The following is a 12,728-nucleotide window of genomic DNA, read 5'->3' on the forward strand; positions in this document are numbered from 1 at the left end:
ATAGTGTGTTTGTGGATAACTCTGTGAGTATGCTGGGGTAAGGAGAAGAAAGTGAAACCAATCGTAATCAAGCGTGACGGCTCAAGAGCTCCGTTCAACAGGGATCGTATCCAAGCAGCAGTTGAAGCGGCAGCGGAAAACAAAGATAAAGATGTCGCCATTTATGCTCTTAATGTCGCTCTTGCTGTCGAGTTACAGCTAAAAGATCACGATGAAGTTCACATTCATGAGATTCAAGACTTGGTCGAGAATGAACTCATGCAAGGTCCTTACAAAGCCCTAGCACGTTCTTACATTGAATATCGCCATGACCGCGACATCGCGCGTGAAAAGCAAAGTGCACTAACTCGTGAAATCGAAGGCTTGATTGAAGAAAGTAACCTTGATTTGATCAACGAAAACGCGAACAAAGACGGCAAAGTTATCCCAACTCAGCGTGACCTTTTAGCGGGTATCGTGGCGAAGCACTACGCGAAAACGCACATCCTGCCTCGAGATGTGGTTCAAGCACACGAAGTGGGTGACATTCACTACCACGATCTGGATTACGCGCCATTCTTCCCGATGTTTAACTGTATGCTTATCGATTTGAAAGGCATGCTAACGCACGGCTTCAAAATGGGTAATGCAGAAATCGACACGCCTAAATCGATTTCAACTGCGACTGCCGTAACGGCGCAAATTATTGCTCAAGTAGCTAGCCATATTTATGGCGGTACGACAATCAACCGTATCGACGAAGTGCTTGCTCCGTACGTTATGACAAGCTACGAGAAACATCTAGAGATCGCGAAAGAGTGGAACATTGCCGAGCCAGAAGAGTTCGCTAAAGCGCGCACCGAGAAAGAGTGTTACGACGCATTCCAATCGCTAGAGTACGAAGTAAACACACTGCACACGGCAAACGGTCAAACGCCATTCGTTACGTTTGGTTTTGGTCTTGGTACAAGCTGGGCGTCTCGTCTTATTCAGCAATCGATTTTGAAAAACCGTATCGCTGGTCTTGGCAAAAACCGTAAAACCGCCGTATTCCCTAAATTGGTGTTCGGTATTAAAGACGGTCTAAACCACAAGGCAGAAGATCCAAACTACGACATTAAGAAACTTGCACTTGAGTGTGCTTCAAAACGTATGTACCCAGACATTCTTAACTACGACAAAGTCGTGGAAGTAACGGGTTCATTCAAAACACCTATGGGTTGTCGTAGCTTCCTAGGCACTTACGAAGAGGATGGCGAACTTATCCATGAAGGTCGTAACAACCTTGGTGTAGTTAGCTTGAACTTGCCACGTATCGCGCTTCGTGCAAAAGGCAGCGAAGCGAAGTTCTATGACCTGCTTGATGATCGTCTACGTCTTGCTCGTAAAGCACTAGAAACGCGTATTTCTCGTCTAGAGAACGTAAAAGCGCGCGTTGCCCCAATTCTATATATGGAAGGTGCATGTGGTGTGCGCTTGAAAGCGGACGATTCGATTGCAGAAATCTTCAAAAACGGCCGTGCGTCAATTTCTCTAGGCTACATTGGCGTGCATGAAACTATCAACGCGTTGTTTGGTACTGAAGCGCACGTTTACGATGATGCAATATTGCGTGAAAAAGCGGTCGCGATCATCAAACATCTAAAAGATGCGGTGAACCAATGGGCTGACGAAACTGGCTATGGCTTTAGCTTGTACGCAACACCAAGTGAAAACCTATGTAGTCGTTTCTGCCGCATCGACACCAAAGAGTTTGGTTTGATTGAAGGCGTAACAGACAAAGGTTACTACACCAACAGCTTCCACTTGGACGTTGAGAAGAAGGTTAACCCTTACGACAAGATCGACTTCGAGATGCCTTACCCTGAAATTTCAAGCGGTGGCTTCATCTGTTACGGTGAGTTCCCGAACATGCAACGTAACGTAGAAGCGCTAGAAAACGTGTGGGACTACAGTTACACCCGCGTTCCTTACTACGGAACCAACACCCCGATTGATGAGTGTTACGAATGTGGTTACACCGGTGAGTTTGAATGTACAAGCAAAGGCTTTACTTGCCCAAGTTGTGGCAATCACGATTCAACCAAAGTATCGGTGACACGTCGCGTATGTGGCTACTTGGGCAGCCCAGATGCACGTCCGTTTAACTTCGGCAAACAAGAAGAAGTTAAACGTCGAGTGAAACACCTATAAGGTTAATTACCACTCGATTCAACACTTTGAAAATCAACCTGCTTTAGGTTGATTTTCTTTTTCGCGATAACAAAGAGACGCATTATGAACTACCACCAATATTATCCAATTGACGTTGTTAACGGACCGGGTACGCGCTGCACATTGTTTGTGTCGGGCTGTGTGCATCAGTGTCGTGGCTGTTATAACCAGTCGACGCAACGCTTGGATTCGGGTGTGTTGTTCACGCAAGAAGCGGAAGACAAGATCATCAATGATTTGAATGACACGCGCATTAAACGTCGCGGCTTGTCGTTGTCTGGCGGAGATCCGCTTCATCCTGCTAATGTGCCTCATATTTTAAAGATCGTGAAAAGGGTGAGAGAAGAGTGTCCCGGTAAAGACATCTGGGTTTGGACAGGCTACACGCTGGCTGAACTGGATGACGCGCAAAGAGAAGTGGTGCAATACATCGATGTTTTGATTGATGGTAAGTTTGAACAAGACAAGAAAGACCTCAATCTCGAATGGCGTGGTAGTTCAAACCAAATCATTCATCGCTTTACAGACATCTAACCAAGTATTCTCCAAACATAAAAAGGGCTCACGCGTGCGTAACGGGTGAGCCCTTTTGGTGTGAGTTCGTCAGTGCATTTACAGTTACGCTGTCACCGTTTGGTCATCTTCGACCATATTGTTTATCCAACGTTTAGATTGGATACGATAAGTCGTCAGTACGCCTTTCACAAATTCTTCAGCTAGCAGAGACATCAAGACAAAATGCAAAGGCAACCCGAGTACCATACCAGTGTAATAGGTAAGGGGAATGCCAATAGCCCACTGACCGAACGTATCAATAAAAATGCTGTAGCGAATATCCGCACCACTCTTTAGTACGCCGCCAATCCCTACCATGTTGAACACTCTCAAAATCATACCCAGCGCCATCACTAAGCATACGTTGAGTGCCATTTCTGCATCGGTTAATGGGCTCAGTACCAATAGATGATGAATCAAAGGCGAGCTCAACCACACTAGGAAAAACAGTAAGGTGGCTAAGATTGCGCTGGTTAACACATACCACCACGCCGTTTTCTCGACCCGATCATAATGTTTTGCGCCAATATCATTCCCAAGAAGAACGGATGCAGCGACCGCAAATCCCATAAAGGTTGAAATCAGTACACCTTCAATTGGCGATAAGAATGAGATGATCGCAAGTTCTGAAACGCCCAATTGACCATAGATGATGCTGTAAACGATCAGCCCTCCAGTCCAGAGTGCATCGTGGACCAACATGGGTAGAGAAACCTTAAAGTATTTTTGACGATACTGCTTTAAACGGCCTTGTGCCCAATCGAATTTGGTCGGAATCAGGTGCGCATAACGTTTGCAGAAAAAGTAAATCAATACCGCAGTTTGGAAAAATCGAGAAACAAAAGTACCGACTGCTGCACCAAATACGCCCCATTGAGGAAATCCAAATAAACCGAAAATCAAAACGGAGTTCAGCACGACATTTACAACAATGGCGGAGATACTAACGTTGGTTGCCAGTTTGGTTTGGCCTACGGAGCGCAATACCGCTTCAATCGGTACCACTATCGCCGTTGCAATGAGACTAAAGCCCGTAACCACAAGATAGTCACGTGCATAAGTGACGTATTCAGGATCGTCTGACATGAAAGAGACGATCTCTTCATCAAAAATCGCATAAAGAACAATAAATGGCAGTGTCACTAAAATGGAAATACACCAAGACTGCGCCAACGTTCTACGAATTCCCGCCATATTCCCTGAGCCGTAATATTGAGAAGCCAGGACCGTTACCGCACCACACAGGCCAAAAACGACCGCAAGGTTGAAGAAAAAGATGCGGTTTCCGACACCGACCGCAGCTGTTGCGGATTCGCCGAGTAGACTCACCATGAAAATATCCACGACACCGAGTAACGCAAAAAGCATGGATTGCAGTGAAACAGGGAGGCCAATCGCAATCAGCTTTTGCCAAAATGCTTTATCGATGTATTCGCGTGTTAAGAGCATCGCATTTCTCCTTAAAGATTGATGCGAGTAGTTTATCCCCATGATTTCGCGTTGTATTTTTCAAAGGCATCCAAAACTTTTGCAAAACTCTCAACTAACACCCGCAAATAAATTTTGTCATTGTAAAAACGCGATGACTCACAGTACGAGCCACCGACATGGAAGAAAAGCAAGAGCGCTACACCATCTCAGAGAAAACCTATCAAGAGTTCATTGATCACACGCGAGTGCTTGCACTGGAAGAACGAGGCATTGTGCAGTGTGGGATCGCGACTTGCCGTGACTTCTTTTCCGTTTATCGCAAGAACCAGAAGAAACACATGCTGCTTTATACTGTGCGTGGTAAAGGTTGGTTAGAAAGTGGGGCGTGCCGTTATGAGCTTGAACCCGGATCGCTGGTGGTCGTGCCTGCGGGGATTGAAAATGGGTTTGGAATGGAAGATGAAACGTGGCAAATCGCTTGGGTATTTCTTTCCCAACATAAAGAGTGGTCGATGGTTGGAGAAAACATCAGCTATCAACTAACACCTGCACCGGAAGTGATGTATTCATGTATTCAGACATTGCTTCGTAGCATAAATCTGTCCATTGATTACGGTAGTGCGGTTGGTGCTCACAGCGTAGCGCAACTGGAATTGATGCTGAATATGCCGTCTTCGGAATCTGTTTCTCGCAATCAGCTTAAACTTCGCCGCGTATTTGACCTCGTTCAGCGTCAATTACATAAAGACTGGAGCGTTGAGCAGTTAGCGGCACTCTATCCATGTTCGGAGCCCCATTTACATCGTTTAACGCAGCAACAATTTGGTCGAAGCCCGATGGCACACTTGATGCGCATGCGAATGGAGTATGCCGCGCGTTTACTTCGTTCAACAGAGTGGCCGATTCAACATATTGGTGAGATTGTCGGGTACCCAACCAGCGCAAACTTTAGTACGCGCTTCAAAGCGTGGTCGAGCATGACGCCAAGAGAGTTCAGACAAAATGGAAGAATAGAGCGAGATCCTGAGAAGTGATTCGTACTTTTTGTGAACGATTGGGCGCACAGAACCTCTTGGCTCTCAGAATATTCTCCTCTAATTGATGAAATAAGTGAAAAATCATTTCGCCATTTTTAACGATAGTGTTAACGTGAGGTTCGATACTTGAATTTCAAAGGGTTATGACTTTCATGTTTTCTAATCTACCAACTCCCGTATTAGATCCAATTTTATCTTTATCCGTTGCATACCGTAACGATGAACGTCCAAACAAGGTTGACCTTGGTATTGGCGTATACAAAAACAGCGCAGGCGAAACGCCGATCATGAAAGCCATTCAAATGGCTCAAGATGTCGTTGTTGAAACTCAAAAAACCAAATCTTACGTTGGTCTTGCTGGTTGTGAAGAGTTCAACCAAAGCATGATTGATCTTCTACTGACGGGAACGTCAGCGATGGATCGTGTTGCTGCAATTCAAACGCCAGGAGCAAGTGGTGCACTGCGTATGCTGGGTGACCTAATGAAGGTCGCACAACCAGATACAACGGTTTGGATTTCGAATCCAAGCTATGTGAACCACAAGCCAGTAATGGAAGCTGCTGGGCTTAAAGTTAAGTTCTACCATTATTTCTCGCCAGAAACGAAACAAGTCGACACTGAAAAAATGCTGGATGATCTTGCTAAAGCAGGGCCGACAGATGTGGTTCTATTGCATGGTTGTTGTCACAACCCAACAGGCGCAGACATCGACTTTTCCGCATGGCAAGCAATTACAGAACTTTCTCAAAAGAACGGTTTTACGCCATTTGTTGATATCGCGTATCAAGGTTTTGGTGACGGCTTAGAAGCTGACGCAAAAGGTCTTCGTTACATGGCGGATAATGTCGAAGAGATGTTGATTACAACTTCTTGTTCTAAAAACTTTGGCTTGTACCGCGAACGTACTGGTGCTGCTATTGTTGTGGGTAAGAACACGCAAGACATCACTAACGCGAAAGGCAAATTGTTAACGTTGGCGCGCTCTACGTATACGATGCCACCCGATCATGGTGCTGCTTTAGTGAAAACCATTCTGCAAGATGCGAACCTGACTTCTGTCTGGAAGCAAGAGTTGAGCGAAATGCAACAACGTTTGGTCAGCCTTCGTCAAAGTTTGTGTAACGAATTGAGAAACAACCATAATACAGATCAATTTGACTTCATTGAGAGTCACAAAGGCATGTTTACTGTGCTAGGCTTTAGTGAAAACCAAATGGCGCAACTGCGTGAAGATTATGGCATTTATGGTGTTGGCGATGGTCGAATTAACATCGCTGGCTTAACCGAAACTCATATTCCATACGTAGCTGACGCAATTAAGAAAATATCTCAACCTTAATTGGAGTGTGGATGAATAACTGGAAACTGATTCTGCCGCTTATGATGAGCGGCAGTTTAATTGCTTGTACGTCAACTCAAACGACCACAGAGCCTGTTGAGCCAGAAACACCAAAAGTTGAACAACCGGTGACGGTTGAACCAGAAGTGAAGCCAGAGGTTGAACCTAAGCCTGAGGTGAAACCTAAACCGGAAACAAAGCCTGAAAAGAAACCAGAACCAAAAAAAACTGTGAAGGTGCAAAAAACACCTGATGGTATGCTGATTTTGGGTTCAGAAGAGTGGGTTTATGTGCCCGCGATTGACCAGACGTTTAAAGCGAGAGTCGATACCGGTGCAACAACGTCTTCAATCAGTGCGACGGAAATCGTGCCTTTTGAGCGTGATGGTAAAGATTGGGTTCAGTTTAAAATCGACATCAATGGTAAGACGAGCAAAGAGTTCAAAGTGCCTGTTGAGCGTTGGGCTAAGGTGAAGCAATCATCTTCTGATGAAGTAGATAAACGAGCTGTTGTTGTTGCTTATATTCAAGTCGGCGATTACAAAGAGAAGACGGAGTTTACTCTAGCTGACCGCGATCACATGAAGTTTCCAATTCTCTTAGGCCGAAGCTTCTTCAGAGATATCGCCGTTGTGGATGTGTCTAAAAAGTACATTCAAGACAAACCAACAAAGTCGACCAAAAAGTAAGAGTTTTAATACGACAAAGGCCTCCACAACGGAGGCCTTTTTATCTTACAGAGAAATCAGATTGGTCTGAATCAACACTAGAACGCGAAACGGGCAGACATTACGATCTGCTGACCATAAACACCGTTGTTTTTGAAGTCTGCGCCTAAAGACAGCTGTTGTGTCGAGTGGAATCGAGCACCAACGTTGTAAATCGTATTGGCGTTGTCGTTATCCATGATTTGACCAAGACGCGCGTGAAGTTCTAAATTTTGCATAAACCAAATGCGAGTACCGATGTTGACCTCTGTGCGCCACTCATCGCCAACTTTATCGCTGCCGTGTTCTTTGATGTTATGTACCAACATCTGACCGTAAATATCAGCAAATTGACCAGCAGGGCCATTGAAACCAATACCACCAGCAACATCCCAGTCACCACTGAATTCACTGTCAGCGCGCGCAACAAAGTGGGTGTTTTCTGTAAAGTACGTAGTGAACTCGCCACCAAAAGTACCAGGGCTAGTGCCCATGCGAAATTCCATCATGTTGTAGTTGAAATTATTTGCATGTGCGGATAGTGGCAAAACAGCACACAAACCAATGGCTGCAACCTTTAGAGCTTTACCTAGCATGGCGTCTCCGGGCAAGATGATTAAAATGAACAAAAAAATGGTCTGCAAAAAGCAGACCAAGAATCGTAAAGCTATCATTTTAAGTGCTTGCCGTCATCTGTTAACAGACACAATTTCTTACATCATGCTGATATAAAGCGAAATTTGTGACTACCTTACATAATGACTAATTGCTCAACCTCGATTTCTGGCTTGTTGCCACCTTCGAACTCACCAAACAGGCGAACTTTGGTGGTTTGGTCAATCGGAGAATTTAGACGAATGTCATCGTCTAACTCGATCATAACTTCACCGGTTCCATCGCTAAAAATGAATGTATCAGCACGAACTTGACGGAGTAAATTACCTTCTACTACTACGTCTTTCTCTGTGAACATATTGGAATCTTTCAATAGCGTATCTAACTTTTCGACGGTAACTGGGCCGCCAAATTGCACGTTAGATGGGGTTTGGCTGGGATCTTTTGCAAGTGCGATAGATGGGGCAATAGTCAATGCTGCAATTGTTGCGATAATTGTTTTTTTCATGATGTTTGATTCCTATGCGTGTTTGTTTTCGATGGTGCTATTAAAACAAACCGAGTTTGAACCAATGATGATTTCAACATTCATATTCCATTCATTTGCTTGAGTCAGGACTGACGATAACGTTATGATTGTTCATCTTCTTTTACTCCTTACAAATGTTCATGAAATCAGCAATTCCATCGTTAATGGTTCAAGGCACCACCTCAGATGCCGGAAAAAGTGTGCTTGTGGCAGGTTTATGCCGTGTATTAGCCAGAAAAGGGATAAATGTTGCCCCATTTAAGCCACAAAATATGGCGCTCAATAGTGCCGTAACCAAAGATGGCGGTGAAATTGGACGAGCTCAAGCGGTTCAAGCTCAGGCGTGTAATATTGAGCCAACTGTGCACATGAATCCGGTTTTGATTAAGCCAAATAGCGACACAGGTGCTCAGATAATTCTTCAAGGTAAAGCTTTGTCGAATATGGATGCCGCCAGTTTCCACGACTACAAAAAAGTGGCCATGAACACGGTGTTGGATTCGTTTTCTAAGCTGACTAAAGAGTTTGATTCGATCATGATCGAAGGTGCTGGTAGCCCAGCGGAAATCAACTTGAGAGAAGGCGATATCGCAAACATGGGGTTTGCGGAAGCAGCCGATGTGCCAGTGATTATTGTTGCGGATATTGATCGTGGCGGTGTGTTTGCGCATTTATACGGAACATTGGCGTTACTTTCTGAATCTGAACAGACGAGAGTAAAAGGGTTTGTCATTAATCGCTTTCGTGGCGATATTCGTTTGCTGCAATCAGGTCTGGATTGGCTAGAAGAAAAAACGGGTAAGCCTGTTTTAGGCGTGTTGCCATATCTGCACGGCTTGAACCTAGAAGCCGAAGACGCCATTACTGCACAGCAGGAGTTGAACTCTGAAGTTAAGTTAAATGTGGTTGTTCCGGTGTTTACGCGCATTAGCAATCATACTGACTTTGATGTTTTACGCTTAAATCCCGACATTAATCTTAGCTATGTTGGGAAAGGTGAGAAGATCGATAAAGCCGATCTCATCATTTTACCGGGAACGAAATCAGTACGAGACGATTTGGCATATCTAAAAAGCCAAGGTTGGGATAAAGACATTCTGCGCCACATTCGTTTAGGTGGAAAAGTAATGGGCATTTGTGGTGGCTACCAGATGCTTGGTAAAACGATTGATGATCCAGACGGTGTAGAAGGTGAACCGGGTTCAAGCGAAGGTTTGGGACTATTGAATGTTCATACCGTGCTGACTGGTAGTAAACAGCTCACCAAGACTGAAGCTGTGCTCAATCTCAATAACCAAAAAGCGAAGGTGAAAGGTTATGAGATTCATGTTGGTAGAAGCCAGGTACTTGACGAACAACCGCTTGAACTCGACAACGGAGAATGGGACGGTGCCATTAGTGAATGTGGTCAAATTATGGGAACCTACTTGCACGGATTTTTTGACGAAGCGGAAGCGCTAAACCTCATTACTGAGTGGGTGAATGGCACTCAGGTCAAACAGCAAGATTTTGAAGTATTGAAAGAACAAGGTATTAACCGTATTGCGGATGCGATAGAACAACACATGAACCTTGACTTTCTGTTTAAATAACTCGTTAACCAAACGCTATCTTTAACCAAATTTTCTCTCGGCTCCTTATTAGAAAAACGGATCGGGCTGGGAACGCATTCATTTGGCTAGATAGAATTTTCGCTTGCCTTGTACGGAGTCACTTTATGAAAGCATGGAAAACGCATGCTTGCCTAGCGGCAATATTAAGCATTTCATTCTCAACAAATGCAGCAACGGATCTGAAAGTTTATGCTGCGTCTTCGATGACGAATGCGATTGACGAAATCGCTCAAGATTTTAAAGAAAAGTACGACGTAACAGTTACGCCTGTGTATGGCGGCTCGTCTTCGATCGCACGACAAATTATCAATGGTGCTCCAGCCGATGTGTTTATTTCTGCAAACACGAAATGGATGGACTACTTGGTTGATGAAGGCGTTATAGATAGTGACAATGTCACTAATTTAGTGCGTAATAGCCTCGTTCTTATTGCACCTCAATCGTCAAGCATAGCCGTATTTAACTTCGCGGATGCAAAAGCTTGGGAAGCGGCGTTAAATGGCAGTCGCCTCGCATTGGGCAATCCTACGTCTGTGCCGGCAGGGATGTACGCGAAAGAATCACTGACTACACTGGGTGTATGGAAAGAGATTCAAACCAAAGTTGCACCAGCAAAAAATGTACGTCTTGCTTTGGCTTTAGTTGAGCGCGGAGAAGCTCCTTTAGGGGTGGTTTATAAGACCGATGCGCAGTTGACTAGCAAAGTGAAAATTGTTGGCGAGTTTGCGAGTGACACGCACGCGGCCATCGTTTATCCAGCGGCGGTAGTGAAAGATTCAACGGAATCGAGACAATTCTTCCAGTATTTGAAATCGGAAGACGCGAAGCGAGTTTTTGCTCATTACGGTTTCCAACAATAATGCTGTTTTCAATAATAGGGACAAAGAGTGACAGAACTTGAATACCAAGCCCTAATGTTGAGCTTAAAAGTTGGCGCTTATGCGGTACTTTGGCTTATTCCTTTAGGTGTATTTCTTGCTTGGTTACTTTCTCGCAAAGAGTTCTTCGGCAAATCTATTTTAGATAGCTTGATTCATTTACCACTGGTGCTTCCACCAGTGGTGATTGGTTATTTGTTGTTAGTCTCGTTAGGGCGACAAGGCTTTTTAGGGCGTTGGTTCTATGAGCATTTAGGTTTGGTGTTTAGCTTCAATTGGAAAGGGGCAGTTGTCGCTTGTATTGTTGTCGCATTGCCTTTGATGGTTCGCTCTGTCCGGTTAAGTTTGGAGAGTGTGGACCCTAAACTGGAACACGCGGCATCCACGTTGGGCGCATCGCCTTTAAAAGTCTTTTTAACCATTACTTTGCCTCTGACGATTCCTGGGATCATCACGGGCACTATGCTGTCGTTTGCCCGCAGTCTGGGTGAGTTTGGCGCAACCATCAGTTTTGTGTCCAATATTCCCGGGGAGACACAAACCATTCCTCTCGCTATGTACAATTTTATTGAAACGCCGGGAGCGGAAATGGAAGCGGCACGCTTGTGTATCATTTCTATAGCTCTCGCTTTATCGACGTTGATGATTTCTGAGTGGTTGAATCGTAAAGCAGCGAGTAGATTGGGTGCGAAGCGATGACACTTAAAATTCAATTCAAACAAATGCTTGGCGAAACTAACTTTGATATCGATCTTTCGTTACCACGTAACGAAATAAGTGCATTATTTGGACGTTCTGGAGCCGGTAAAACCACATTAATTAATGTGATTAGTGGGTTGGTGACGCCACAACAGGGCAGAATTGCAATTGGTGATCACGTCTTGTTTGACAGTGAACAAGGGATCAATTTACCAACGCATAAACGTAAAATCGGGTATGTATTTCAGGATTCGCGTTTATTTCCTCATTACTCTGTACAGGGCAATCTTTTGTATGGGGTGAAGGAAAAAGATGATGCGTATTTTGATGCTGTTACGGACTTGCTCTCCATCAAACCTCTTTTAAAGCGTTTCCCAATCTCACTCTCTGGCGGTGAAAAGCAACGTGTCGCTATTGCTCGTGCACTGTTATCGAAGCCTGATTTGTTGTTGATGGATGAACCTCTCGCATCACTAGATATGCCCAGAAAGCGTGAAGTCATGCCATTTCTGGAAGAGTTGTCAGACAAGGTGAACATTCCCATTATCTATGTGACGCATAGTCTACAAGAGATTTTGAGGCTTGCTCAGCATCTTGCGATTATAGATAAAGGACAAGTAACCACATCTGGCAAACTTGAAGAGGTTTGGGCTTCTCACGCAATGCGACCATGGCAATCATTCTCCGATCAAAGCAGTCTGTTTGAAGGAAAGATCGATGCACACCATTCGCAATATGCGCTGACTCGTGTGAAGCTGGCTCCAAACGCGTCACTCTGGGTTCAAAAGATTGATGGCGAGCCCGACACGCCAATTCGTTTACAGGTGCGTGCAAATGATGTCTCCATCGCTTTAGAGCAGCCGAAAGCTACGTCAATCCGAAATGTATTGCCTGCCGAAGTTCATTCGATAGAAGCGTTTAACGCGGGAGATGATAAGCAAAGTATTAACGTCTCTTTGCAGTTAGATGATGGATGCTATTTGTGGGCGACTATTACGCCATGGGCGCTTGATGACTTGAACTTGAAAGTGGGTGACAAGGTTTATGCTCAGGTGAAAGGTGTGAGTGTCACGCAGAGAGACGTTGCGCTAGCACCGCATTAAACCTATAAAAGAATCGACTTATTACATG

12 protein-coding genes are annotated in these 12,728 nt (G+C 44.7%); 9 read left to right on the plus strand and 3 right to left on the minus strand.

The window, feature by feature from the left end; translation table 11 throughout:
• Nucleotides 1-51: 51 nt before the first annotated feature.
• Both nrdD and nrdG read left to right on the plus strand, forming a co-directional pair.
• The gene (nrdD, locus tag OU793_RS09295; protein WP_140103599.1) at nucleotides 52-2,172 is read left to right on the plus strand and encodes an anaerobic ribonucleoside-triphosphate reductase; all 2,121 of its coding nucleotides are present in this window, start codon (nucleotides 52-54) and stop codon (nucleotides 2,170-2,172) included.
• A gap of 84 nt (nucleotides 2,173-2,256) precedes the next feature.
• Complete coding sequence (gene nrdG / locus OU793_RS09300; protein WP_005394529.1) at nucleotides 2,257-2,727, plus strand: anaerobic ribonucleoside-triphosphate reductase-activating protein; 471 nt, start codon at nucleotides 2,257-2,259, stop codon at nucleotides 2,725-2,727.
• A gap of 84 nt (nucleotides 2,728-2,811) precedes the next feature.
• Here the strand turns inward: nrdG and OU793_RS09305 are convergent, their stop codons facing one another.
• Nucleotides 2,812-4,197, minus strand: coding sequence for an MATE family efflux transporter (locus OU793_RS09305; RefSeq protein WP_005460916.1), 1,386 nt, complete (start codon nucleotides 4,195-4,197; stop codon nucleotides 2,812-2,814).
• A gap of 158 nt (nucleotides 4,198-4,355) precedes the next feature.
• Here OU793_RS09305 and OU793_RS09310 point away from each other — a divergent pair, with 158 nt between their 5' ends.
• The 3 genes from OU793_RS09310 to OU793_RS09320 all read left to right on the plus strand — a co-directional run bounded on the left by OU793_RS09310 (nucleotide 4,356) and on the right by OU793_RS09320 (nucleotide 7,245).
• Nucleotides 4,356-5,213, plus strand: coding sequence for an AraC family transcriptional regulator (locus tag OU793_RS09310; RefSeq protein ID WP_005460898.1), 858 nt, complete (start codon nucleotides 4,356-4,358; stop codon nucleotides 5,211-5,213).
• Between the two features lie 155 nt (nucleotides 5,214-5,368).
• The gene (locus OU793_RS09315) at nucleotides 5,369-6,556 is read left to right on the plus strand and encodes an amino acid aminotransferase (protein ID WP_023623597.1); all 1,188 of its coding nucleotides are present in this window, start codon (nucleotides 5,369-5,371) and stop codon (nucleotides 6,554-6,556) included.
• Nucleotides 6,557-6,567: 11 nt separating this feature from the next.
• Complete coding sequence (locus tag OU793_RS09320; RefSeq protein WP_053313674.1) at nucleotides 6,568-7,245, plus strand: ATP-dependent zinc protease; 678 nt, start codon at nucleotides 6,568-6,570, stop codon at nucleotides 7,243-7,245.
• Between the two features lie 77 nt (nucleotides 7,246-7,322).
• Here OU793_RS09320 and OU793_RS09325 read toward each other — a convergent pair whose 3' ends face one another.
• On the minus strand, nucleotides 7,323-7,859 hold the full coding sequence (locus tag OU793_RS09325) for a hypothetical protein (protein WP_005460944.1): 537 nt from the start codon (nucleotides 7,857-7,859) through the stop codon (nucleotides 7,323-7,325).
• A gap of 155 nt (nucleotides 7,860-8,014) precedes the next feature.
• Nucleotides 8,015-8,386 (minus strand): YgiW/YdeI family stress tolerance OB fold protein, encoded by a 372-nt coding sequence (locus OU793_RS09330; protein ID WP_021484658.1) that lies wholly within the window; start codon nucleotides 8,384-8,386, stop codon nucleotides 8,015-8,017.
• A gap of 161 nt (nucleotides 8,387-8,547) precedes the next feature.
• Here OU793_RS09330 and OU793_RS09335 point away from each other — a divergent pair, with 161 nt between their 5' ends.
• The 4 genes from OU793_RS09335 to modC all read left to right on the plus strand — a co-directional run bounded on the left by OU793_RS09335 (nucleotide 8,548) and on the right by modC (nucleotide 12,700).
• Complete coding sequence (locus OU793_RS09335; protein WP_140103600.1) at nucleotides 8,548-9,999, plus strand: cobyric acid synthase; 1,452 nt, start codon at nucleotides 8,548-8,550, stop codon at nucleotides 9,997-9,999.
• 125 nt (nucleotides 10,000-10,124) lie between these two features.
• Nucleotides 10,125-10,880: a molybdate ABC transporter substrate-binding protein gene (gene modA, locus OU793_RS09340; RefSeq protein ID WP_021450880.1), complete on the plus strand. Its 756-nt coding sequence runs from the start codon at nucleotides 10,125-10,127 to the stop codon at nucleotides 10,878-10,880.
• Nucleotides 10,881-10,907: 27 nt separating this feature from the next.
• Complete coding sequence (gene modB / locus OU793_RS09345) at nucleotides 10,908-11,597, plus strand: molybdate ABC transporter permease subunit (protein ID WP_024701956.1); 690 nt, start codon at nucleotides 10,908-10,910, stop codon at nucleotides 11,595-11,597.
• Entirely contained in the window at nucleotides 11,594-12,700 is a 1,107-nt protein-coding gene (gene modC, locus OU793_RS09350; RefSeq protein ID WP_140103601.1) for a molybdenum ABC transporter ATP-binding protein ModC, read from the plus strand. Before modB ends, modC begins: the two co-directional genes overlap by 4 nt.
• The last annotated feature ends 28 nt before the right edge of the window (nucleotides 12,701-12,728 follow it).

The sequence above is a fragment of the Vibrio sp. VP6 genome (assembly GCF_028823755.1).
Lineage (GTDB): Bacteria > Pseudomonadota > Gammaproteobacteria > Enterobacterales > Vibrionaceae > Vibrio > Vibrio parahaemolyticus.